Raw genomic sequence first — 22,547 nt, 5'->3', positions numbered from 1 at the left:
TTAATCAACGACCAGGTTATCGAACATGATCAAGCTGCGTCCCATTATCTTCACCCTCGGGCTGGTGCTCTCCAAGCTGGCGCTCTTCATGTGGCTGCCCACCTTGCTGGCACTGCTCACCGGGTCAGAGGGATTTGTCGAGTTTCTCAAGTCCGTGCTGATCACTCACGGCGCCGCCCTGCTCTGCCTCCACTATGGTCGCAAGGCGGAGTTTCATCTGGGGGTGCGGGAGATGTTCCTGCTCACCACCTCGGTCTGGGTGGTAGCCTGCGCCTTCGGCGCCCTGCCTTTTGTTTTCATCACCCACATCAACTTCACCGACGCCTACTTCGAGACCATGTCGGGGGTGACCACCACGGGCTCTACCGTGCTCTCCGGCCTCGACAACATGGCTCACAGCATCCTGTTGTGGCGTTCCATCCTGCAGTGGCTGGGCGGGGTCGGCTTTATCGTGATGGCGGTAGCCGTGCTGCCCTACCTCAACGTCGGCGGTATGAAGCTGTTCCAGACCGAGAGCTCGGACTGGTCGGACAAAAGCGCCCCGCGTGCCAAGACGGTCGCCAACAACATCGTCGTGGTCTATCTGGTGCTCTCCATGCTCTGCTTCATGGCCTACTGGGCCAGCGGCATGAACATGTTCGAGGCGATCAACCACGCCATGACCACTCTCAGTACCGGCGGCTACTCCACCTCCGATCAATCCATGTCCCACTTCTCCAACTCGGCACACTGGATTGGCACCCTGTTCATGTTCCTCGGCGGCCTGCCCTTCCTGCTCTATGTGCAGAGCCTCAACCACAGGGACAACAGCCTGTTCAAGGATGCCCAGGTGCGCGGCTTCTTCTGGCTGGTGGTCTGGGTCACCGTCATCATGACCTTCTATCTGTGGGAGAGAGACCTGTTCGGCTTCTGGGATGCCCTGCGCATCAGCTGCTTCAACATCGTCTCGGTGCTCACCACCACCGGCTACGGCCTTGGTGACTTCGGCACCTGGGGGCCGCTCGCCAGCATCGTCTTCATCGTGCTGCTGGCTCTTGGGGCCTGTTCAGGCTCCACTGCGGGTGGTCTCAAGATCTTCCGGGTACAGGTGGCATTCGCCCTGTTCAGAAAGCAGATGCGCCAGCTGATGCACCCCTCTGCCGTATTCCCCCAGAAGTACAACGGCCGGACGGTCAATGACGCCATCATCCGCTCGATGATCTCATTCGTACTAGCCTACTTCGCCATCATTCTGGTGATAGCTGCGCTGCTGGGCGCCATCGGGCTTGACCCTCTGACGGCCATATCCAGCTCCATCACCGCCGTTGCCAACGTCGGCCCGGGTATGGGCCCGGTGGTCGGCCCCAGCACCAACTTTGCCAGCCTGCCGGAATCGGCCAAATGGCTGCTGTCATTCGGCATGCTGCTGGGACGACTGGAGATCCTGACGGTCGCCGTACTCTTCTTCCCCTCCTTCTGGCGCCAGTAATCCCTCACTGCAAGCCAGCAAAAAGCCGCAGCGTTCATCCGCTGCGGCTTTTTTATCTCACCCATCCCCACGACCTTCGCTCAACGCTCATCAGCCCCATTACCGGATAGCCTGAACGAGCTCATCAGGATGGCCAGAGCGGATCACAGGCATAAAAAAACGGACCCAAACCAGAGGTTTGGGTCCGTTTATCAGTGAACCATCAGCGGCCGCAAGGGCTACCGAGACTCAGCACATGGCATTAACCACGGCCAGAGCGCTTACGATCCAGCTCGGTCAGCAATTTCTTGCGGATACGGATGTTCTTCGGAGTCACTTCTACCAGTTCGTCGTTGTCGATGAACTCGAGAGCCTGTTCCAGAGTCATGCGGATCGGCGGAGTCAGCACTTGAGCTTCGTCGGTACCGGAGGCACGCATGTTGGTCAGCTGTTTGCCTTTCAGGCAGTTAACAGTCAGGTCGTTGGAACGGGAGTGAATACCGATCACCTGGCCTTCGTACACTTCGGTCGCGTGACCGATGAACAGACGACCGCGGTCTTGCAGACCGAACAGGGCGTAGGTCAGAGCCTTACCGGTTGCGTTGGAGATCAGCACGCCATTCTGACGCTCGCCGATGCTGCCACCCTTGTGCGGACCGTAGTGGTCGAAGGTGTGGTACAGCAGACCGGTACCTGAGGTCATGGTCATGAACTCGGTCTGGAAACCGATCAGGCCACGGCTCGGGATCATGAAGTCCAGACGGACACGACCCTTGCCATCCGGCGTCATGTTGGTCATTTCGCCTTTACGCAGACCCAGTTGCTCCATCACGGAACCCTGGTGCGCTTCTTCAACGTCCACAGTTACGGTTTCGAACGGTTCTTGCAGAACGCCATCAACGGTACGCAGGATTACTTCCGGACGGGACACAGCCAGCTCGTAACCTTCGCGACGCATGTTTTCGATCAGGATGGAGAGGTGCAGCTCACCACGACCGGATACGCGGAACTTGTCCGGATCATCAGTCTCTTCCACGCGCAGGGCCACGTTGTGGACCAGCTCCTGGTTCAGACGCTCCAGAATGTTACGGGAGGTCACGAACTTGCCCTCTTTACCGGCGAACGGTGAGGTGTTGACCTGGAAGGTCATGTTCACGGTCGGCTCGTCAACAGAGAGCGGCGGCAGGGCTTCAACGGCACCGTTGTCACAGATGGTGTCAGAGATTTTCAGCTCGCCCAGACCGGTGATAGCGATGATGTCACCCGCTTGCGCGTCGGTAACTTCAGTACGGGACAGACCCAGGTAACCCAGCACCTGACCGACTTTACCGTTACGGGTCTTGCCGTCAGCACCAACGATGGTGACTTGCTGGTTGGTCTTGACGCGACCACGGGTGATACGGCCGATACCGATAACGCCCACGTAGGAGTTATAGTCCAGCTGGGAGATCTGCATCTGGAAACCACCTTCGGCATCAGCCTTCGGCGCTTCAACGTTGTCAACGATAGCCTGGAACAGCGGTTCCATGTTCTCGGACTCGACGTCCTGATCCATGGTGGCCCAACCGTTCAGTGCAGAGGCGTAAACAACTTTGAAATCCAGCTGTTCATCAGTCGCGCCCAGGTTGTCGAACAGGTCGAATACCTGATCCATTACCCAGTCAGGACGAGCACCCGGACGGTCAACCTTGTTGATGACCACGATCGGCTTCAGACCCTGAGCGAACGCTTTCTGGGTCACGAAACGGGTTTGCGGCATCGGGCCGTCTACGGCGTCAACCAGCAGCAGCACGGAGTCAACCATGGACAGTACGCGCTCTACTTCACCACCGAAGTCGGCGTGACCCGGGGTATCAACGATGTTGATGCGGTAGTCATTCCAGCGGATCGCAGTGTTCTTGGCGAGAATGGTGATGCCACGTTCCCGTTCCAGATCATTGGAGTCCATGATCCGTTCCTGGCCTTCCGTGGAGCGGTCCAGGGTGCCGGACTGCTGCAGCAGCTTATCAACCAGAGTCGTTTTGCCGTGGTCAACGTGCGCAATAATCGCAATATTGCGTAAATTCTCTAACATTCTCGCCTCAATCACCGGGTAAAATTGGGCGCTAATTGTACTCTTGCCTTTGTGATCTGCCTAGCAGAATTGCAGTACATTCGCGCATAACAACAGATCTGGATCATAGACCTCTCTGACAAACCCTGCTTAGATGGGCGGTGACCGTATTTCGCGCACCATTACAGTGCACCAAAACGATCCACCATCGCACTAAATTGATGCAACGCGAGTCGAGATCGCCTGATTTTGGGGAGCCTCTTCAGCGAGATTGCCCTGAAATCAAGCTGTCACAAACTTGGCACGATACTGGCTTATGTGAATACGACGACGCATTCACCCAGAGAGTTTTAACACCGGAGGTTACTTAGCATGTCAGCCCAGAACGTTTTGGCCCTGATCCAGGAACACGAAGTCAAGTTTGTTGATCTGCGCTTTACCGACACCAAGGGTAAAGAGCAGCATGTATCCATCCCTGCTCACCAGGTTGATGAAGATTTCTTCGAAGACGGCAAGATGTTCGATGGTTCCTCCATCGGCGGCTGGAAGGGCATCAACGAATCCGACATGGTACTGATGCCGGACGCAGCCTCCGCCAAGCTGGACCCGTTCACCGAAGAGACCACCCTGAACATCGTTTGTGACGTGCTGGAGCCTGCCACCATGCAAGGCTACGACCGCGATCCGCGCTCCATCGCCAAACGTGCAGAAGATTTCCTGAAGTCCAGCGGCATCGCTGACACCGTGCTGTTCGGGCCGGAGCCGGAATTCTTCATGTTCGACAACATTACTTTCTCCAACACCATGGGCCACAGCTTCGTGAAAATCGAATCTGAAGAAGCTGCATGGAACTCCGGCACTGCCTATGAGCATGGCAACAAGGGTCACCGTCCGTTCGTGAAAGGCGGTTACTTCCCGGTTGCACCGGTCGACTCTTCCCAGGATATCCGCGCCGCCATGTGTCTGGTGCTGGAAGAGATGGGCCAAGTCGTTGAAGCTCACCACCACGAAGTGGCCACTGCCGGTCAGAACGAGATCGCTACACGCTTCAACACTCTTACGCTGAAAGCTGATGAAGTACAGGTACTGAAGTACGTGATCCACAACGTGGCCCACGCCTACAACAAGACCGTTACCTTCATGCCGAAACCCATGTTCGGTGACAACGGCTCCGGCATGCACTGCCACCAGTCTCTGGCCAAGAACGGCGTCAACCTGTTCGCTGGCGACCTGTATGGCGGTCTGTCCGAGATGGCGCTGCACTACATCGGCGGTATCATCAAGCACGCCAAGGCCATCAACGCCTTCGCCAACCCGACCACCAACTCCTACAAGCGTCTGGTTCCGGGTTATGAAGCACCGGTCATGCTGGCTTACTCTGCCCGCAACCGCTCTGCCTCCATCCGTATCCCGGTGGTACCGAGCCCGAAAGCCCGTCGTATCGAAGTGCGCTTCCCGGATCCGGCTGCCAACCCGTACCTGGCCTTCGCTGCCCAGCTGATGGCCGGTCTGGACGGTATCATCAACAAGATCCATCCGGGCGATGCCATGGACAAGAACTTGTACGACCTGCCGCCGGAAGAAGCCGCAGAAGTGCCGACCGTTGCCGGTTCTCTGGACGAAGCCCTGGCCGCTCTGGATGCTGACCGCGAGTTCCTGACCCGTGGCGGCGTGTTCAGCGATGACTTCATCAACTCCTATCTGGAACTGAAACAGCAGGATGTTGACCGTGTGCGCATGACCCCGCACCCGCTGGAGTTCGAACTGTACTACTCCGTCTAAGTCTCAGCAGACTGGCCGTTTAAATCTGGTCAGCTTGCTTAATCGTGACAAAACCCGCCATCTGGCGGGTTTTTTCTCTGATAGGATTAAGCAAAATACCGTCAAGGAGAGATGGATGAACAACAAGCATGGCATAGGGGTGCTCAGCCTCCTGTTGCTGACCTCGTTCGCTGCGGACGCGGCCAAGGTCTACTCCTGGGTCGATGGCAATGGCATCACCCACTACTCGGATGCGCCCCCCCCTGGAAAAAACGCCAAAGAGGTCGATCTGCGGGTCGCCCCGCTGCTGGGCAGCAGCGCGCCCAGATCGGTGCAGGTGGATAACTTCAACAGCCTGACCGGCGCCGATGCCAAGAAAGAGAAAGAGGCGGCCAAGCTGACCATCGAACTGCTCTCCCCGGAACAGGGCAGCACCCTGCGCGACAACACAGGCAATATCGTCTTTCAGGGCACCATCAGCCCCAAACCTCCGACCCAGTATGATGTGCGCCTGACCCTGGATGGCAAAGCCGCCCCCATCGTCAGCAACAGCCTCTCTGTCCGCGTCGAAAACGTCGATCGCGGCGCCCACGAGGCTCAGCTCGAGCTGCTCGCTAAAGACGGTACGATCCTTGCTAAATCCAGTGCAGTCACCTTTTACCTGCATAGAGCGAGCGTGACGCCGGCTCCCAAACCCACCCCCAAAGCCGACTAGGGGTGATATAGCGCACCGATGCGGGTAAACTCTATGCACCATATCGGTGCATAACAGGTGTGTAGCACCGTTTTAGGGAGAAACCTGTGCCAACCCGCTCGGACAACGCCAAAACACTCTTGGATAATTTGCTGACCGCCGTGATCCAGATGGATGAGCGGCTCTGCATCCAGTTCGTCAACCCGGCGGCTGAACAGCTGCTCTCCCTCAGTGAACGCAGGCTGATCGGCATCGAACTGCCCCATCTGCTGGAACATATCTCCCTCGATTTGCAGCGGCTCAAGCAGTGCCTCGTGTCAGGGCAAGGCTTTACCGATAGCGAAGTGACTCTGGTGGTAGAGGGAGAACCGCGACTGGTGGAGCTGAGCGCAACCCCGATGGCCGACCACGAACAGCGTCTGCTAGTGGTGGAGCTGCGCAAGATCGACCAGCAGAAGAAGATCAGTCAGGAGCAGCAGCAACATGCCCAACAGCTGGCGGCCAAGGAGCTGGTGCGCGGGCTGGCCCACGAAATCAAGAATCCCCTCGGCGGCCTGCGCGGCGCGGCCCAGCTGCTGCAAAAAGAGCTGCCGGATCCGGCGCTGCGCGAATATACCGGCATCATCATCGAACAGGCTGACAGGCTGCGGGTACTGGTCGATCGCCTGCTCGGCCCCCAGCGCCCCGGACGTCACCAGATGCATAATGTCCATTCGGTGCTGGAGCAGGTACGCCGACTGGTGGAGCTCGAACTCCCTCCCTCTGTTCGCATCGAGCGGGATTACGATCCCAGCATCCCCGAATTCGAGATGGAGCCGGATCAGCTGCAGCAGGCGTTTCTCAACATAGTGCGCAACGCGGCCGAAGCACTGGGCGATCAGACCGGGCTTATTCGTATCAAGACCCGCACTGCATTCCAGATCACCATCCACGGCCAGCGTTACCGGCTGGCGGCAGAGATCAAGATCATCGACAACGGCCCCGGTATTCCGGACGCCATTCGCGACACCCTGTTCTACCCGATGATCACCGGCAAGGAGGGGGGCACAGGGCTCGGCCTCTCTATCGCCCAGAACCTGATCGACCAGCACAAGGGGCGGATTGACTGCATCAGCTGGCCGGGTCACACCGAATTCACCATTTTTCTACCGCTTCGCAAGTAAGGGAACCCCATGACCGCCAAAGTGTGGATCGTCGATGACGACAGTTCTATCCGCTGGGTGCTGGAGCGCACTCTCGGCAGCGAAGGCTTCAACTGCGAGAGCTTTGCCGATGGCGAAGCCCTGCTGCACGCCCTTGAGCTGCGCTCGCCCGATGTGATCCTCTCCGATATCCGGATGCCCGGCATCGATGGTTTGAGCCTGCTGGAGCAGATCCACCGCCGTCAGGCCGATCTGCCCATCATCATCATGACCGCCCACTCGGATCTCGACAGCGCGGTCAACGCCTACCAGCGCGGCGCCTTCGAGTACCTGCCCAAACCGTTCGACATCGACGAAGCCGTGACCTTGGTGCGCCGCGCCGAGAATCACCTCAAGGAGCAGCGCACCAAGCGCAAGTCTCGCCAGCAAGAGGCGACAGCCACACCGGAGATCATCGGTGAGGCACCGGCGATGCAGGAGGTGTTCCGCGCCATCGGTCGCCTGTCACGCTCCAGCATCTCGGTTCTGATTAACGGCCAAAGTGGTACCGGCAAGGAGCTGGTCGCCCACGCCCTGCACAAGCACAGCCCGCGCGCCCACAAAAACTTTATCGCTCTCAACATGGCGGCTATCCCCAAAGATCTCATCGAATCCGAGCTGTTCGGTCATGAGAAGGGGGCTTTCACCGGCGCCAACAACATCCGCCACGGTCGCTTCGAGCAGGCCGACGGCGGTACCCTGTTTCTCGACGAGATCGGCGACATGCCGCTGGATGTGCAGACCCGGCTGCTGCGGGTCTTGGCCGACGGCCAGTTCTACCGGGTAGGCGGCCATCAGCCGGTGCAGGTGGATGTACGGATCATCGCCGCCACCCACCAGAATCTGGAGAAGCGGGTCGCCGATGGCGAGTTTCGCGAGGATCTGTTTCACCGCCTCAACGTCATTCGCATCCACATCCCCGCTCTCAAGGAGCGCCGTGAGGATATCCCCCAGCTGGCCCGTCACTTCCTGCTGCGCGCAGCCAAAGAGCTGAACGTCGAGGCCAAGAGCCTGCACCCCGATACCCAGGCCTATATCAGCCGCCTGCCCTGGCCGGGCAACGTGCGCCAGCTGGAGAACGTCTGCCGCTGGCTTACCGTGATGGCCTCGGGGCAAGAAGTGCTGGTCGGCGACCTGCCTGCCGAGCTGCTCACCCCCATCACCCACAACGCCGAACCGGGCCAACCGGCGATGCCAGGTTGCTGGCAGCAGCAGTTGCAGGAGTGGGTGGCCAGCAAGCTGGCGCTGGGAGAGACAGACATCCTGGCCGATGCCATGCCCCAGTTCGAACGGATCATGCTGGAGACGGCGCTGGAACACACCCACGGCCACAAGCAGGAGGCGGCGCGCCTGCTCGGCTGGGGCCGCAACACCCTGACCCGCAAGCTGAAGGAACTCGATCTCTCCTGAGTCCCGGGGAAAAACGATTCCCATCACGCCCTGACAAATCACCGTCCGCCAGAACCCCGTTTAACCATAAACGGGGTATCTTTTTTGAAAGCCCCGCCTAGAATGGCAGGCTTTCAAACCTGACTCGACGAGGGCGCCCCCATGATTGACAGATCTCTCCCCCTGACCGACCTGCACCGCCATCTGGACGGCAACATCCGCCCGCAAACCATCCTCGAGCTGGGTCGCCAACACAATATCCAGCTGCCCGCCTTTGAGCTGGAGGCGCTGCGCCCCCACGTACAGATCGTCGAGAACGAGCCAAGTCTGGTCGCCTTCCTGAAGAAGCTCGACTGGGGTGTTGCCGTGCTGGCCGACTATGACGCCTGCCGCCGGGTCGCCTACGAGAACGTGGAAGATCTGCTGCGCGCCGGTATCGACTATGCCGAGCTGCGTTTCAGCCCGGCCTATATGGCGATGGCCCACAAGCTGCACCCGCAGGGTGTGGTGGAAGCCATCATCGACGGCGTGGACGCGGGCAGCCGCGACTTCGGCATCAAGACCAACCTGATCGGCATCATGAGCCGCACCTTCGGCACCGAGCAGTGCAATCAGGAGCTGGCCGCCTGTCTGGCCCACCGCGAGAAGCTGGTCGCCATCGATCTGGCTGGTGACGAGCTGGGCTTCCCGGGCGAACTTTTTGTCGACCACTTCCGCAAGGTGCGCGATGCTGGCATGCGCGTCACCGTACACGCCGGTGAAGCCGCTGGCCCCGAGAGCATGTGGCAGGCCATTCGCGAGCTGGGCGCCGAGCGCATCGGCCACGGCGTCAAAGCGATTCAGGATCCGGCCCTGATGGCCTATCTGGCCGAACACCGCATTGGCATCGAATCCTGCCTCACCTCCAACGTCCAGACCACCACGGTGGCGAGCCTGACCGAACACCCGATCCGCCAGTTCCTGGCTGCCGGTGTACTGGCCTGCCTCAACACCGACGACCCGGCAGTAGAGGGCATCGACCTGCCCCACGAATATGAGGTGGCAGCCCCGGCCGCTGGCATGACCGCGAGCGAAATCCGCAGCGCCCAGCGGAATGGCCTGACCCTGGCCTTCCTGAGCCACAGCGAAAAAGCCGAACTGAGCGCCCGCGCAGCCAGCCGCTGATCCACACCGGCACTGCAAATAAAAACGGCCCACTTCGGTGGGCCGTTTGCTTTGCGGATTTCAGATGATGGGTAAGCACTGGGCAAGCAGGCAGATAGCAAAAGGCCCAAACCGGGTTTGGGCCTTGGCTGATGACGGTGCAGGTAAAAACTACTCCGGCTCCTTGTCGCGCTCCAGCGCCCGCTCCACCAGCGGATCGGGCAGACTCTTGGTCACCTCCACCCCCAGCTCGCGGAAACGCTCGACCTGGGCAATCAGGTTGCCACGGCCGTTGACCAGCCGTCCCATTGCCTTGTCGTAGCTCTCCTGCGCCTTGTGCAGGCTGCCGCCCATCTGCTGCATCTCCTCCACAAACAGCCGCAGCTTTTCGTAGAGACGACCGGCCCGCTCGGCGATCTGGCGAGCATTCTGGTTCTGCCGCTCGTAGCGCCACAGGTTCTCGATGGTGCGCAGCGCCACCATCAGGTTGGTGGGGCTCACCAGCAGGATGTTGTTGTCGAGACCGTAACGCACCAGCGAGGGATCGGCCTCCATCGCGGTGAGGAAGGCGGGCTCCACCGCTACGAACATCAGCACATAGTCGAGGGTGCGCACCCCGGGTAGCTGCTGGTAATCCTTGCGACCCAGCTCGCGGATATGGTTACGCACCGAGGCGACGTGCTCCTTGAGCGCCACCGCCTTCTCCAGCTCGTCCTCGGCGTTGTACCAGCGCTCGTAGGCGGTCAGCGACACCTTGGCGTCGATGATGATGTCTTTTTCCTGCGGCAGGTGGACAATCACGTCGGGCTGGTAGCGCTTGCCCTTCTCCACCTCAATATTGACCTGGGTGTGGTACTCGTGACCTTCGCGCAGACCGCATTCGCTGAGGATGCGCGCCAGCACCACCTCGCCCCAGTTACCCTGCTGCTTGCTGTCACCCTTGAGGGCGCGGGTCAGCGCCGCCGCCTCTTCGGTCATGCGGGCGTTGAGCTCGGCGAGGCGCTCCAGCTCGAACTTGAGGCTGTGGCGCTGGGCCGTCTCCTGGGCATGGGTCTCCCCCACCTGACGGCGAAAACCCTCGAGCTGTTCTTTGAGCGGTGTGAGCAACAGGTCGAGGCTGTTCTGGTTCAATTCGCGGAAGTTGCCGGAGTTTTGCTCAAAGATCCGGTTGGCGAGGTTCTCGAACTGCTGACTGAGGCGCTGCTCTGCCTCCTGTTGCAGTTGCAGCTTCTCGGCGGCAGCCAGCCGCTCGCTGCGCAGGGTCGCTTCCGCATCCTTGAGGCGGGCGGTGAGCTTGATCAGCAGGGTCTGCTGCTGATCAAGCTTCTGCTGGCCCTGCATCCGCTCATCCTGCAACCCGTCGAAGCGATCCTGCAGCGCCTGATAACGCTCCTGCGCCAGCATCAGCTCCTGAGCCTGCGCCGTGGCGGTACGCCGCCCGATCAGCCAGCCAAGCCCGAGGGCCAGCACAGCGGCGGGCAGCAAGATCCCCCAAAGCCCGGGGTCGATCATTTGCGGCTCCGCTGACGCAGGAAGAGTTCGAGATAGCGGTTAACCAGGATCCAGAGCACCACGTAGATGAGGTAGGCGGCCAGCACCACCCACTTGTGGGTGTTGACGCCGGTATCGAGCTCGGCGAACTCGATATCCTTGATGCGGCAGTAGGCCCACATCAGCAGGGGAAAGACATAGAGCAGGGACGCACGCCAGAGAAATAGCCACATATGTTTTCATTCAACCACGTAAAAAGACCCGCCTAGCTTACACAAGGGCAACTGCGCTTGCGATCCTGACGGCCGCTATTCTCTGGCCTGCTTCCCGAAACTTCGATAAAATTAACCCCTAATAGGTATCAGGGGCGAGCATGACTCACTATTTCCTCCGTTGGCTGACACAAGGTTGGCAAGCTTCCCGCAAGCCCGCCGTGGTTTGCCATGAAGCGCGCCCGCCGTGGGCCATCGAGGAGTCCCAGTACCTCTCCCTCTGCACCCGCTGTGGCGAGTGTTTCAAGGCCTGCCCGCGCGGTCTGCTCAAACCGGCCACCCAGGAGGAGTACGAGGGGAGTCCCATCGCCGGTACCCCGGTGCTCGATCTCGCCTGCGGCCAGTGCAGCTACTGCGGCAGCTGCGCCAGAGCCTGTCCCACCGGCGCCCTCGACCTGCAGCTGGGTCGTCAGGTACAGACCCGGGTGCAGATTGAAGAAAGCTGTCAGGCTCGGCAGGGCTTCTACTGCCTGCTCTGTGAAGATGCCTGCCCGCAACAGGCGATCAAGGCCACCTCCGATGGCATCAACGTCAATATGGATGCCTGCAATGGCTGCGGTGCCTGCGGCCTCGCCTGTCTGCACGGCGCCATCACCCTGATCCGCCAGCCGGGCAGTCGCTAAAAACCACCTGCTTACAAAAGCAAAAGGGGCCATCTGGCCCCTTTTACATCTTGTTCAATATTCCACGCCCCGTCAGGCCATGGTCACAATAGTCTCTTGCTCGATACCCAGCAGGTGGCAGAGACGGTTGGGATCGCGCACCGCATCGGCCAGGGTGTACTCACCCAGCACTTCGAGGAAGGCGTTCATGGCGCGGCGCAAAATGCCCTGAATGCGGCAGCCACCGGAGAGACGGCAGTTCTCGCGCTTGCAGTCTACCGGACAGAGCACATGCTCCATGTCCATCACCACATCCCGTAAATTGATGGAGACCGCCGAGCGACCGAGGCGAATACCACCGTGCTTGCCGCGTACCGTCTCGATGTACCCCTTGATGCCAAGCTGGTGCACGATTTTGACCACGTGGTTGCGAGAGATGCCGAAGGTATCGGCCACTTCGGTAATGGTCGACAGACGATCCCCCGGCTGAACCGCCAGGAAGGTCAGGGTACGCAGGGCGTAGTCGGTAAATCGTGTCAGTTGCATGGTCGCACTTGCCTCTTACTACAAGCCAGGAATCAGGACGACAACATTGAGCTAAGAGGCAGGAGACAACCGGTTTGCCTCTGTTTGCCCATTGGCTCGCCAGAGGGGGGCCTGTCTCTTAATCTGAGTTGCGGAGTGACAGGTTAAGAGCAGCACAACCGGGTGTCGATGAAGATGCACATAAATCGACACTTTCTTTGATTGATCGCAAACTTGCCGGGTTAGTCCGGCGTTTGCCCGCTTTATGGCAGGTAAATCTCCCGAATAGTTCCCCTTACCAAGCCCCTTCGACCAGCAGCCATATGGCCTGCGAACCGCCCCTCAATCGACAGTCAAGGAGGTGGTTCAGTGGGGTTGTTTCAGCCAGTTTTTCAGCGCGACCGAGGGGATGGAACTCTCGGAGGCGACGGCAAACGCGCCCCAGTCCACCGCACACTGCAACGCATCCTTGATCGCCATGCCTCGCGCCAGCCCGTGGATCAATCCGCCGGCGAAAGCATCTCCCGCCCCCGTGGTATCGACCACAGATACTGGCCGGGCGGCGACCCGGATCTGCTCGTCACCATGGATGGCGACCGCCCCCGCCTTGCCTTCGGTCAACACCAGCCATTCGAGCTGCTCCCCCGCCAGCTGGCGGGCATGTTGCCAGGGGTCGCTCACCTCGCCGAGATCGGAGCTGGAGGCCACCAGCACATGACTGGGGCGGCGCGCTTGGCCGCCCTTGGGATACTGGGCCACCACGAAGCTCTTGCCGAGCATCTGGCGCATGTAGCTGATGATAGCGGTGCCGGGATAGTTCACATAGAGGCAATCCACCCCCTCAAGCGGCAGATCGCCGGGCAGATCGGGGCGCCGTGGGCGGCGCAGTATGGTGCGCTCGCCAGTGGAGTCCACCAGAATGAGCAGCTCGCCAGTCTCGCCGCCGAAGCGCTCGACATGGCTGCAATCCAGCCCGTAACCGGCCGCCTGCTCCAGCAGCCAGTCGCCGGTCTCGTCCAGCCCGATACGGGAAGCAATGGTCACCTCGTGGCCCGCCCACACCAGCCCGATGCCGGTGTTGGCCGCGCCGCCTCCCAGCCTGCGCCCCTGATCCACATATTGCAGCCGGGCCCCCGCTACCAGCGGTTCGGAGAGGGAGAGCACATGATCACAGTTGAGATTGGCAAGCAGCAGAATGCGGGACATAGAGACCTCGGACGATGGAGATAGCCCAAAAGAGACAGGCTGAACCCCGAGTAGAGCCCAGCCTGACAGAAGAGACAACCGGCAGCGATCGGGAATCCGATCGGGATCAATAGATGGGCAGCTCCACCCCGGCCAGCAGCTCGTCGATGCGCGCCTGACTCGGCTGCTGCATCACGCTCTGGATCACCTCTTTGGTGAGGTGGGGCGAGAAGGAGCTGATAAAGTCATACATATAGTTCTGCAACAGAATACTCTTGCTGAAGCAGATCTGCGCCGGACAGGGTTTGAACAGGTGCTCCAGATTGATGGAGACCAGCCCGGGGCTGTCGGTGTCGTTGGCCACCAGCGAGGAGATGATGCCGATGCCAAAGCCCAGCTCCACGTAGCGCTTGATCACCCCGGCGTCCATCACCGTCATGTAGTAACTCGGGGTGAGACCGGCGGCATGGAATACCTCGTCCTGCACCTGACGACCAGTGGCGCCACTCTCGTAGCTGAGGATCGGGTAGTGACAGAGCTGCTCCAGGGTCGGCTTCTTCACCTTGGCCAGCGGGTGATCCTGCGGCACCACCAGCGAGAGGGTCCAGAGGTAGGCGGGCAGCGCGATCAGCTCCTTGTCGAAGCCAATCTCGTGGGCAACGATGGAGAAATCGGAGTAGCCCTTGCTGATCTGCTCCTTGCTCGCCGACATTACCGGATGGAGGTGGAACGAGATCTTGGGATACTTCTTGGTGAAGTAGGTGACCGACTTGGGCAACAGGTAGCGGGCGATGGTGTGGGTGGTGTGAATATTGAGGGTGCCCACGGTCGGGTCCAGATACTCGCGGGAGATCGCCTTGATCTTGCTCTCGATATTGAGCATCGCCTCGGCACACTTGATGATCTCCTCACCCACCGGGGTGATGCGGTGCAGATGCTTGCCACGGCGCTCGAAGATCCGCACTCCCAGCTCGCTCTCCAGCAGGCCGATCTGCTTGCTGACCCCGGGCTGGCTGGTATAGAGCGCATCGGACGCCACCGAGACGTTGAGGTTGTGGTCCCGGATCGCGATCAAGTACTTCAATTGCTGTAGTTTCAAGGCTTCACCCTCTCAAGCTGGTGCGGCGATCACGCTAGACAAACAGGCCGCCACAAAGGGCGGCCAGTGTACCATCCGATCCCGACATCTCAGCGCTTGATCCTTCATTTTGCTACAAAATCTAGCATCCGAAGGGGTGGCTGACAAACCGGGCTCAGGCCGCGCCAGCCCGCAGCGGCAGGATCCCCAGAAACTGCAGCAGCCACTGCATCATGGTCGCCGAATCCACCTCTCCCTCCAGCGAGGAGAGGCTGCTCTGGTAGCGCTCGTCGGGTAACAGGCCACGGCGCCGCTCGATCAGCGCCCGGTTGTACTCCACCGAGAACTCCGGATGTCCCTGAATGGCGACGATGTGATCACCCTGCAAAAACATGAAGTTGGGGCAAAAATCGTTGCCCGCCAGCCGGGTTGCCCCCGGCGGCAGCAAGGCCACCTGATCCTGATGGCTGGCCAGAATGCGGATCTGATCCCGCGCCGGCGCCATCCAGGGCTCATCTGCCAGCATGGGGTGCACCGACACTCCCAGCCCCCACCCCTTGGTAGACTTCACCACCTCGCCGCCCAGCGCCTGGGCGATCACCTGATGACCGAAGCAGACACCGGCCAGCTTGATGTCGGCATCGTGCGCCTGGCGGATCCATGCCCGCAGTGCCTGAATCCAGGGGATATCGCTATAGGCGTCGTGGCGCGAGCCTGTGATGAGCCAGGCATCGCACTCGTGCAGATCCTCCGGCAACTCCCCATCAAGGGCAGACCAGACCCGAAATTCCAGTTCGGGGGCTAGGGCCGCAAAGCCCCTGATAAACATCTCGGAGTAAACGGGGCCAAAACGATCCGCCAGATCGGGATCGAGCCGGTCACAATCGAGAATTCCCAATCGCATCTGTTGTTCCTTTACAGAGTTCGCCCCCGCCAATCATTGACCGGCGGGGGCAAGAGGTTAGGCCATGAACACGCGCCAGCGCGTCACTTCATGGTCGGCATGGAGAACTCGGCACCACTGCGCAGGCTCTGGGGCCAGCGCGCCGTCACCGTCTTCATCCGGGTATAGAAGCGAACCCCGTCCGGCCCGTGCATGTTGAGCGGCCCGAAGATGGAGCGCTTCCAGCCGCCAAAGCTGTGAAACGCCATCGGCACCGGAATGGGAACGTTCACCCCTACCATACCGACCTGCACCCGCGCCGTGAAGTCCCGCGCGGTGTCACCGTCGCAGGTAAAGATGGCGGTGCCGTTGCCGTACTCGTGCTCGTTGATGAGGCGCAGCGCCGTCTCGTAGTCCGGCACCCGTACGATGGAGAGCACAGGGCCGAAGATCTCCTCGCGGTAGATACGCATCTCGGGGGTCACCTGGTCAAACAGGCAGCCCCCGATAAAGTAACCCTCGTCGTGGCTCAGCGTGCGACCATCGACCCGCAGCGCGGCCCCTTCGGCCACCCCCTGATCCACGTAGCCACGCACCTTGGCCAGATGCTCCTTGCTGATGAGCGGCCCCATCTCGTTCTCCGGGCTCTGGCCCAGCCCCGGGCCCACCCGCAGTTTTTCCACCAGCGGCGTCAGTTTGGCCACCAAGGCATCGGCGGTCTCGTCACCCACCACCACAGCTACCGAGATCGCCATGCAGCGCTCGCCCGCTGCCCCATAAGCAGCCCCCATCAGGGCGGAGACCGCCTGATCGAGATCAGCATCTGGCATCACCACCATGTGGTTCTTGGCACCGCCCAGCGCCTGCACTCGCTTGCCGTGGGCCGAGGCGGTGGCATAGATGTACTGGGCGATGGGGGTGGAGCCGACAAACGACACGGCACCGACCCGCGGATCAGTCAGCAGCACATCCACCACCTCCTTGTCACCGTTCACCACGTTGAGCACGCCGTCAGGCAGACCGGCCTCCTTGAGCAGCTCGGCCATCCGCAGCGAGAGGGAGGGATCCTTCTCGGAGGGTTTGAGGATAAAGGTGTTGCCGCAGGCGATGGCGACCGGGAACATCCAGAGCGGCACCATGGCCGGGAAGTTGAACGGGGTGATACCGGCGCAGACTCCTACCGGCTGCATCATGGAGTAGCTGTCTACCCCGCGACCGACGTTGAGGGAGTGCTCCCCCTTGAGCAGATGGGGAATGCCGCAGGCAAACTCCACCACCTCCAGCCCGCGGGTCAACTCCCCCTGCGCATCGGAGAAGACCTTGCCATGCTCGCGGCTGATGAGCTGGGCCAACTCGTCCCTGTGCTGCTCCATCAACTCCTTGAAGCGGAAAAAGACCCGGGCCCGCACCAGCGGCGGAGTTTGCGACCAGTCGGCAAAGGCGCGCTCGGCGATGGCGATCGCCTCCTGACACTCGGCGGCGCTCGACAGCCCGACGCTTCCCTGCTGCTTGCCGCAGGCGGGATTGAAAATGGCCCCTTGGCGCTCGCTGCCACTCTCCTGCAGCTGGCCGTTGATGAAGTTGCTGACCCTGTATGTCATGTATCCTCCGTGATAACTGATGTGGTAATTGCGCCGAGCAAGACAGCGCAAGGCCCCGCCAGTGCGGGGCCATCAAATGGGTTAGGGTTGTGCCTGCAACACACCCTGCAGCAGGGTGAAGAGATCGTCGATCTGGCTGCGCTCGATGATAAGGGGTGGCGACAGGGCGATGATATCGCCGGTCACCCGGATCAATGCCCCCTTCTCGAAGCAACGCACGAACACCTCGTAGGCGCGTTTGCCCGGTGCATCCGGCATCGATTCCAGCTCGATACCCGCCACCAGCCCGTAGTTGCGTACATCCTTCACATGCTTGCAGCCCTTCAGCGAATGGGCCGCCTCCTCCCAGTAGCCCGCCAGATCGGCGGCGCGGCTGAGCAGGTTCTCGTTGCGATAGATCTCGAGGGTCGCGAGCCCCGCAGCCGCAGCCACCGGATGGCCGGAGTAGGTGTAGCCGTGGAACAGCTCGATGGCCCCCTTGCCTGCCGCCATCATGTCGTCATAAATGTGCTTCTGCACCAGCACCGCCCCCATGGGGATGGCGCCATTGGTGAGCCCCTTGGCGCAGGTGATCATGTCGGGAATGACATCGAACTCCTGCGCGGCGAAGGGGGAACCGAGGCGGCCGAAACCGGTGATCACCTCGTCAAAAATCAGCAGGATGCCATGCTTGGTACAGATCTCCCGCAGCCGCTTGAGGTAGCCTTTGGGGGGCATCAGCACGCCGGTACTGCCAGCGATGGGTTCGACGATCACCGCCGCGATATTGCTGGCATCGTGCAGAAAGACGATCTTCTCCAGCTCGTCGGCCAGCGCCACATCCTCCTCGGGCAGCCCTTTGGTGAAGGCGTTTTTGGCGATGTTGAGGGTATGGGGCAGATGATCCACCCCGGTCAGCAGGGAGCCGAACCACTTGCGGTTGCCGGGAATGCCCCCTACCGAGATACCGCCAAAGCCGACCCCGTGATAGCCACGCTCGCGACCAATCAGCCGGGTGCGGGTGCCCTGACCGCGAGCCCGCTGCCAGGCCAGCGCGATTTTCAGCGCGGTATCGACCGACTCGGAACCCGAGTTGGTGTAGAAGACATGGCCAAACCCCTTGGGAGCGATCTCCACCAGCCGGTTGGCTAGCTCGAACGGCAGCGGGTGGCCCATCTGGAAAGTGGGGGCAAAATCGAGGTGGGAAATCTGCTGGGAGACCGCCTCGGCAATCTCGCGCCGACCATGGCCCGCGTTGCAACACCAGAGTCCGGCTGTGCCATCCAGTATCTTGCGGCCATCCTCTGAGTGATAATACATCCCCTCTGCCGACTTCAGGATACGCGGCGCCGCCTTGAACTGCTGGTTGGCGGTGAACGGCATCCAGAAGGCGGACATGTCGGAGGGCGTATTGATGTCGCTGATCGGTTTCATGGTCACCTCATCCTTAAGGTGTTTAGCAACTGTCGGCCAATGCCTATTAAATTAAACACCTGAATCCATAAAAAAGGGCCCGTTATCGCCCTGTCTGGTGCCACCCCTAGCTAGACGCATCAGCAGGGTGGTATAAGATATTTAACACAATTTTAATAATAGTAAACAGTCAAGGAGTGTCTATAGATGGATATCGGTCACCGCCTCAAGGCGGTTCGCACCAAGGCAGCCCTCTCCCAGCGCGAGCTGGCCAAGCGCTCCGGTGTGACCAACGGATTTATCTCCCAGATCGAGAAAAATCAGGTGAGCCCCTCTGTCGCCTCCCTGCGCAAGGTGCTGGAAGGCATCCCCATGTCGCTGGCCAGCTTCTTCACCGAAGAGACTGAAATGGGCACCGAAGTGATCTTCCGCGCCGCCGATATGCCGGATCTCGGCACGCATCCCATCAGCTACCGGCTGGTCGGGCACAGCCGCGCCAACCGCGCCATCGGCATGTTGCAGGAGGTGCTGCCACCGGGCGCCGACACCGGCGACGACATGCTGAGCCACGAGGGTGAAGAGTGCGGCATCGTCATCAAGGGCGAAGTTGAAGTGACCGTGGGCGAGCAGATCTACCTGCTGGGCGCCGGGGATGGCTACTACTTCGACAGCCGCACCCCCCACCGTTTTCGCAATAGTGGCGAACAGGAGTGCGTGCTGATTTCGGCCAACACCCCCGCCAGTTTCTGACATTCAGAGGCGCATCGGCAGGGGGGCAATGTTTAATGAATTGTTACAAGGTGGATTTACAAGCGGCAGGATGTTTAGCATATTGATACGCGGAAACTGACTTTTGCCGGTTCAAGGAGTGAACATGAGTGACCTGACCCTGGCCCAGTGGCAACACAAGGCCGCCCATCTGACCCTGCCCTCGCAAGCCTTTATCAACGGCAGCTATCGGGATGCCGTCAATGGCGCCACCTTCGATTGCATCAACCCGGCCAACGGCAAGCTGCTGACCAAGGTGGCGGCCTGCGATTCCGCCGATGCCGAACTGGCGGTGCAGGCTGCCCGTGACGCCTTCAACGACAAGCGTTGGAGCGGCCTGCCGCCGAAACAGCGCAAACAGATCATGCAGCGTTTCGCCGAGCTGATGCGCCTCAACAAGGTTGAGCTGGCGCTGCTGGAGTCGCTGGATATGGGCAAACCCATCGGCGATGCCATGGGCTATGACGCCCCCGCCGCCGCCAACTGTATCGCCTGGAACGCCGAAGCGATCGACAAGATCTACGATCAGGTCGCCCCGGTCGAAGAATCCGCCCTGGCGCTGGTGACCCGCGAAGCGCTCGGGGTGGTTGCCGCCATCGTGCCCTGGAACTTCCCGCTGGTGATGGCCTGCTGGAAGCTCGGCCCGGCGCTCGCTACCGGCAACTCGGTCATTCTCAAGCCTTCCGAGAAATCCCCCCTGACCGCCCTGCGTATCGCAGGTCTGGCCAAGGAGGCGGGTATTCCGGACGGCGTGTTCAACGTGCTGCCGGGCTTTGGCCATACCGTGGGCGAGGCGCTGGCCATGCATATGGATGTGGATTGCATCACCTTCACCGGCTCCACCAAGATCGGCAAACATCTGGTGGAGTGCTCCGGCAAGTCCAACCTCAAGCGCGCCTTTATGGAGTGCGGCGGCAAGAGCCCCAACATCATACTGGCCGACGCACCGGATCTGGACGCCGCGGCCAAGAGCGCCGCTGGCGCCATCTTCTACAACCAGGGCGAGGTGTGTACCGCCGCCTCTCGCCTGCTGGTGCAAAACAGCATCAAGCCACAATTTATGGAGCGACTGCTGGCCCATGCCCGCGAGTGGATCTCGAGCAACCCGCTCGACCCTGCGACCCGTATTGGCGCCATGGTGGATCACATCCAGATGGAGCAGGTGCTGCGCTATATCGAGATTGGCAAGCAGGAGGAGGCCAAGCTGCTGCTGGGGGGCAACCGCACCAATATGGAGAGTGGCGGCTTCTATATCGAACCCACCATCTTTGACGACGTGACCCCGCAAATGCGCATCTTCCGCGAGGAGATCTTCGGCCCTGTGCTGGCAGTGACCGGCTTCGATACCCTGGAAGAGGCCATTGCGCTCGGCAACGATACCGACTATGGGCTGGCGGCGGCGATCTGGACGGCGGATCTCAACAAGGCGGTGAAAGGCTCCCGCGCCCTGCGCGCTGGCACCGTGTTCGTCAACAACTGGGACGGTGGTGACATGACCATGCCATTTGGCGGCTTCAAACAGTCCGGCAACGGCCGCGACAAGTCACTTCATGCGCTGGAGAAGTACACCGAGCTGAAAAGCACCTGGATTCAGCTGGAATAACACGACAAAGCAGCACTATCGGATCAAAAAGGGGGAGAAATCCCCCTTTTGCATTTTTGGCCTTCCATCACCGGGCTCAATCCTTATAATGATAAAAAAGCCAACATGTTAAATATAAAGACAAAAATGCTATTTTTTCTGGGAAGCGTACTTTTTCTGGTGATCGGTTTGCCCCTGCTGTTCTTCGTGCTGGGGCACGGCGAGGCCTACGTGACCTGGGGCCCCTGGATCTCCGCCATCGCCCTGATGTTGTGGCTGTTGATGGACGTCGACAAGATCCGCCGCGGTAAAGGCTGACCGACCAGCAACACACCTCCTTTCCCTCAAACGTCGTTTATTCGCTTCTTTCCCCGCAAAAGGATCGCTACACTGATTTTTTGCGATGTTTTCACGCATCCAACACTTCAGTAAAGGTCATCCGCATGCCACAACAGATCCAGCGTCAGGGCGTCATCTACGCCCTGTGCGCCTATACCCTTTGGGGCATAGCCCCCATCTATTTCAAGACCATCTCTGCCGTTCCGGCCGCCGAGATCCTGACCCACCGGATGATCTGGTCCTGTGTGCTGCTGATGGTACTCACCCTGGCAGGGCGCCAGTGGCACAAGGTGCAGGCTGTGCTGCGCCAGCCAAAAGTGTTGCTCACCCTGGCGTTTACCTCGGTTACCGTCGGCGGCAACTGGCTGCTGTTCATCTGGGCCATCAACAACGGCCATATGCTGGATGCCAGCCTCGGCTACTACATCAACCCGCTGTTCAACGTGCTGCTGGGAATGGTGTTTCTGAGCGAGAAGCTGCGCCGCCTGCAGTGGTGGGCGGTGGCTCTGGCCTTTGCCGGCGTGGCGATCCAGCTTATCGCCTTTGGCTCCTTGCCCTGGATTGCGCTGGTGCTGGCGTCGAGCTTTGCCATCTATGGGCTGGTGCGCAAAAAACTGGCCCTCGATGCCCTCACCGGTCTGCTGATCGAAACCATGATCATGCTGCCGCCAGCGGCCATCTATCTGTGGGGCTTTGCCGACAGCCCCACCAGCCATCTCACCCAGAACGACTGGCACCTCAACCTGCTGCTGATCGCCGCAGGCGCCGTCACCACGGCCCCCCTGCTTTGCTTCACCGCCGCCGCAACCAGGCTCAAGCTCTCCACCCTGGGCTTCTTCCAGTACATAGGCCCCAGCCTGATGTTCATCCTCGCGGTCACCCTCTATGGGGAAGCGCTGGCGATGGACAAACTGCTCACCTTTGCCTGCATCTGGAGCGCGCTGGTGCTGTTCAGTCTGGATGGGCTGCGCAGCGGCAAAGCCGCGCCAAGCCGGACCTGACACCGCCTCACCACCATCGACCCCGGCTCATCAGCCGGGGTTCTTTTTCGTGCCACCGGCGGTTTTCAGACTGCTACTCCCCCTTCTCCAGAGCCGACTGACCATCAACAGACCACACCCGAGTCTCACTATCCCGCCAGAGAGCTATGCTATCCATGGA

General features: G+C 60.4%; 20 protein-coding genes. 11 read left to right on the top strand and 9 right to left on the bottom strand.

Annotated elements, in window-relative coordinates; all coding sequences use genetic code 11:
• The first annotated feature begins 25 nt into the window (after positions 1–25).
• A complete protein-coding gene (locus I6L34_RS11790) occupies positions 26–1,468 on the top strand; it encodes a TrkH family potassium uptake protein (protein ID WP_005341967.1) in 1,443 nt (480 codons plus the stop codon).
• 241 nt (positions 1,469–1,709) lie between these two features.
• Here the strand turns inward: I6L34_RS11790 and typA are convergent, their stop codons facing one another.
• Positions 1,710–3,521, bottom strand: coding sequence for a translational GTPase TypA (gene typA, locus I6L34_RS11785; RefSeq protein ID WP_005339679.1), 1,812 nt, complete (start codon positions 3,519–3,521; stop codon positions 1,710–1,712).
• Between the two features lie 351 nt (positions 3,522–3,872).
• Here typA and glnA point away from each other — a divergent pair, with 351 nt between their 5' ends.
• The 5 genes from glnA to add all read left to right on the top strand — a co-directional run bounded on the left by glnA (position 3,873) and on the right by add (position 9,689).
• On the top strand, positions 3,873–5,282 hold the full coding sequence (glnA, locus tag I6L34_RS11780) for a glutamate--ammonia ligase (protein ID WP_005339672.1): 1,410 nt from the start codon (positions 3,873–3,875) through the stop codon (positions 5,280–5,282).
• A 115-nt stretch (positions 5,283–5,397) separates the two neighbouring features.
• Positions 5,398–5,976, top strand: a complete 579-nt coding sequence (locus I6L34_RS11775; RefSeq protein ID WP_021231489.1) for a DUF4124 domain-containing protein — start codon at positions 5,398–5,400, stop codon at positions 5,974–5,976.
• Positions 5,977–6,062: 86 nt separating this feature from the next.
• Positions 6,063–7,118 (top strand): nitrogen regulation protein NR(II), encoded by a 1,056-nt coding sequence (gene glnL, locus I6L34_RS11770; protein ID WP_058058967.1) that lies wholly within the window; start codon positions 6,063–6,065, stop codon positions 7,116–7,118.
• Positions 7,119–7,127: 9 nt separating this feature from the next.
• A complete protein-coding gene (gene glnG, locus I6L34_RS11765; protein ID WP_005356200.1) occupies positions 7,128–8,546 on the top strand; it encodes a nitrogen regulation protein NR(I) in 1,419 nt (472 codons plus the stop codon).
• 141 nt (positions 8,547–8,687) lie between these two features.
• On the top strand, positions 8,688–9,689 hold the full coding sequence (add, locus tag I6L34_RS11760; RefSeq protein ID WP_058058966.1) for an adenosine deaminase: 1,002 nt from the start codon (positions 8,688–8,690) through the stop codon (positions 9,687–9,689).
• Positions 9,690–9,839: 150 nt separating this feature from the next.
• Here the strand turns inward: add and rmuC are convergent, their stop codons facing one another.
• Together rmuC and I6L34_RS11750 are read right to left on the bottom strand one after the other, a co-directional pair.
• Positions 9,840–11,180, bottom strand: a complete 1,341-nt coding sequence (rmuC, locus tag I6L34_RS11755) for a DNA recombination protein RmuC (RefSeq protein ID WP_058058965.1) — start codon at positions 11,178–11,180, stop codon at positions 9,840–9,842.
• Positions 11,177–11,392, bottom strand: a complete 216-nt coding sequence (locus I6L34_RS11750; protein WP_005339659.1) for a hypothetical protein — start codon at positions 11,390–11,392, stop codon at positions 11,177–11,179. Before I6L34_RS11750 ends, rmuC begins: the two co-directional genes overlap by 4 nt.
• A gap of 140 nt (positions 11,393–11,532) precedes the next feature.
• Here I6L34_RS11750 and I6L34_RS11745 point away from each other — a divergent pair, with 140 nt between their 5' ends.
• Positions 11,533–12,054 carry a ferredoxin-type protein NapF gene (locus I6L34_RS11745; RefSeq protein WP_216954741.1) on the top strand — a complete coding sequence of 174 codons (522 nt, stop codon included), beginning with the start codon at positions 11,533–11,535 and terminating at the stop codon, positions 12,052–12,054.
• Positions 12,055–12,126: 72 nt separating this feature from the next.
• On the opposite strand, the gene I6L34_RS11740 is transcribed toward I6L34_RS11745, so the two are convergent.
• The 6 genes from I6L34_RS11740 to I6L34_RS11715 all read right to left on the bottom strand — a co-directional run bounded on the left by I6L34_RS11740 (position 12,127) and on the right by I6L34_RS11715 (position 18,718).
• Positions 12,127–12,579: an Rrf2 family transcriptional regulator gene (locus I6L34_RS11740; RefSeq protein ID WP_005339654.1), complete on the bottom strand. Its 453-nt coding sequence runs from the start codon at positions 12,577–12,579 to the stop codon at positions 12,127–12,129.
• A gap of 345 nt (positions 12,580–12,924) precedes the next feature.
• Positions 12,925–13,764 (bottom strand): PfkB family carbohydrate kinase, encoded by an 840-nt coding sequence (locus I6L34_RS11735; protein WP_058058964.1) that lies wholly within the window; start codon positions 13,762–13,764, stop codon positions 12,925–12,927.
• A 106-nt stretch (positions 13,765–13,870) separates the two neighbouring features.
• On the bottom strand, positions 13,871–14,842 hold the full coding sequence (locus I6L34_RS11730; RefSeq protein WP_042012323.1) for a LysR substrate-binding domain-containing protein: 972 nt from the start codon (positions 14,840–14,842) through the stop codon (positions 13,871–13,873).
• A gap of 154 nt (positions 14,843–14,996) precedes the next feature.
• Entirely contained in the window at positions 14,997–15,725 is a 729-nt protein-coding gene (locus I6L34_RS11725; RefSeq protein ID WP_075116075.1) for a glutamine amidotransferase, read from the bottom strand.
• A gap of 83 nt (positions 15,726–15,808) precedes the next feature.
• Positions 15,809–17,305, bottom strand: coding sequence for a CoA-acylating methylmalonate-semialdehyde dehydrogenase (locus I6L34_RS11720; protein ID WP_058058962.1), 1,497 nt, complete (start codon positions 17,303–17,305; stop codon positions 15,809–15,811).
• Between the two features lie 81 nt (positions 17,306–17,386).
• A complete protein-coding gene (locus I6L34_RS11715; RefSeq protein ID WP_058058961.1) occupies positions 17,387–18,718 on the bottom strand; it encodes an aspartate aminotransferase family protein in 1,332 nt (443 codons plus the stop codon).
• A 186-nt stretch (positions 18,719–18,904) separates the two neighbouring features.
• Between I6L34_RS11715 and I6L34_RS11710 the strand changes: the two genes are divergently transcribed.
• From I6L34_RS11710 to rarD, 4 genes are all read left to right on the top strand, one after another.
• Positions 18,905–19,447 (top strand): cupin domain-containing protein, encoded by a 543-nt coding sequence (locus I6L34_RS11710; RefSeq protein WP_005339643.1) that lies wholly within the window; start codon positions 18,905–18,907, stop codon positions 19,445–19,447.
• A gap of 124 nt (positions 19,448–19,571) precedes the next feature.
• Positions 19,572–21,068: an aldehyde dehydrogenase gene (locus tag I6L34_RS11705; RefSeq protein ID WP_058056246.1), complete on the top strand. Its 1,497-nt coding sequence runs from the start codon at positions 19,572–19,574 to the stop codon at positions 21,066–21,068.
• 126 nt (positions 21,069–21,194) lie between these two features.
• Positions 21,195–21,365, top strand: coding sequence for a hypothetical protein (locus I6L34_RS11700; protein WP_005341999.1), 171 nt, complete (start codon positions 21,195–21,197; stop codon positions 21,363–21,365).
• 125 nt (positions 21,366–21,490) lie between these two features.
• Complete coding sequence (gene rarD, locus I6L34_RS11695; RefSeq protein ID WP_005356175.1) at positions 21,491–22,387, top strand: EamA family transporter RarD; 897 nt, start codon at positions 21,491–21,493, stop codon at positions 22,385–22,387.
• The last annotated feature ends 160 nt before the right edge of the window (positions 22,388–22,547 follow it).

Source organism: Aeromonas sp. FDAARGOS 1404 (genome assembly GCF_019047085.1).
GTDB lineage: Bacteria > Pseudomonadota > Gammaproteobacteria > Enterobacterales > Aeromonadaceae > Aeromonas > Aeromonas veronii.
This window is presented reverse-complemented; position numbering and strand designations above follow the sequence as displayed.

Excerpts from the sequence above, each read along its gene's own strand:
- I6L34_RS11790 (WP_005341967.1), top strand. The coding sequence starts at position 26 with ATGATCAAGCTGCGTCCCATTATCTTCACCCTCGGGCTGGTGCTCTCC.
- typA (WP_005339679.1), bottom strand. The coding sequence starts at position 3,521 with ATGTTAGAGAATTTACGCAATATTGCGATTATTGCGCACGTTGACCAC.
- glnA (WP_005339672.1), top strand. The coding sequence starts at position 3,873 with ATGTCAGCCCAGAACGTTTTGGCCCTGATCCAGGAACACGAAGTCAAG.
- I6L34_RS11775 (WP_021231489.1), top strand. The coding sequence starts at position 5,398 with ATGAACAACAAGCATGGCATAGGGGTGCTCAGCCTCCTGTTGCTGACC.
- glnG (WP_005356200.1), top strand. The coding sequence starts at position 7,128 with ATGACCGCCAAAGTGTGGATCGTCGATGACGACAGTTCTATCCGCTGG.
- add (WP_058058966.1), top strand. The coding sequence starts at position 8,688 with ATGATTGACAGATCTCTCCCCCTGACCGACCTGCACCGCCATCTGGAC.
- rmuC (WP_058058965.1), bottom strand. The coding sequence starts at position 11,180 with ATGATCGACCCCGGGCTTTGGGGGATCTTGCTGCCCGCCGCTGTGCTG.
- I6L34_RS11750 (WP_005339659.1), bottom strand. The coding sequence starts at position 11,392 with ATGTGGCTATTTCTCTGGCGTGCGTCCCTGCTCTATGTCTTTCCCCTG.
- I6L34_RS11745 (WP_216954741.1), top strand. The coding sequence starts at position 11,533 with ATGACTCACTATTTCCTCCGTTGGCTGACACAAGGTTGGCAAGCTTCC.
- I6L34_RS11740 (WP_005339654.1), bottom strand. The coding sequence starts at position 12,579 with ATGCAACTGACACGATTTACCGACTACGCCCTGCGTACCCTGACCTTC.
- I6L34_RS11735 (WP_058058964.1), bottom strand. The coding sequence starts at position 13,764 with ATGTCCCGCATTCTGCTGCTTGCCAATCTCAACTGTGATCATGTGCTC.
- I6L34_RS11725 (WP_075116075.1), bottom strand. The coding sequence starts at position 15,725 with ATGCGATTGGGAATTCTCGATTGTGACCGGCTCGATCCCGATCTGGCG.
- I6L34_RS11720 (WP_058058962.1), bottom strand. The coding sequence starts at position 17,305 with ATGACATACAGGGTCAGCAACTTCATCAACGGCCAGCTGCAGGAGAGT.
- I6L34_RS11715 (WP_058058961.1), bottom strand. The coding sequence starts at position 18,718 with ATGAAACCGATCAGCGACATCAATACGCCCTCCGACATGTCCGCCTTC.
- I6L34_RS11710 (WP_005339643.1), top strand. The coding sequence starts at position 18,905 with ATGGATATCGGTCACCGCCTCAAGGCGGTTCGCACCAAGGCAGCCCTC.
- I6L34_RS11705 (WP_058056246.1), top strand. The coding sequence starts at position 19,572 with ATGAGTGACCTGACCCTGGCCCAGTGGCAACACAAGGCCGCCCATCTG.
- I6L34_RS11700 (WP_005341999.1), top strand. The coding sequence starts at position 21,195 with ATGCTATTTTTTCTGGGAAGCGTACTTTTTCTGGTGATCGGTTTGCCC.
- rarD (WP_005356175.1), top strand. The coding sequence starts at position 21,491 with ATGCCACAACAGATCCAGCGTCAGGGCGTCATCTACGCCCTGTGCGCC.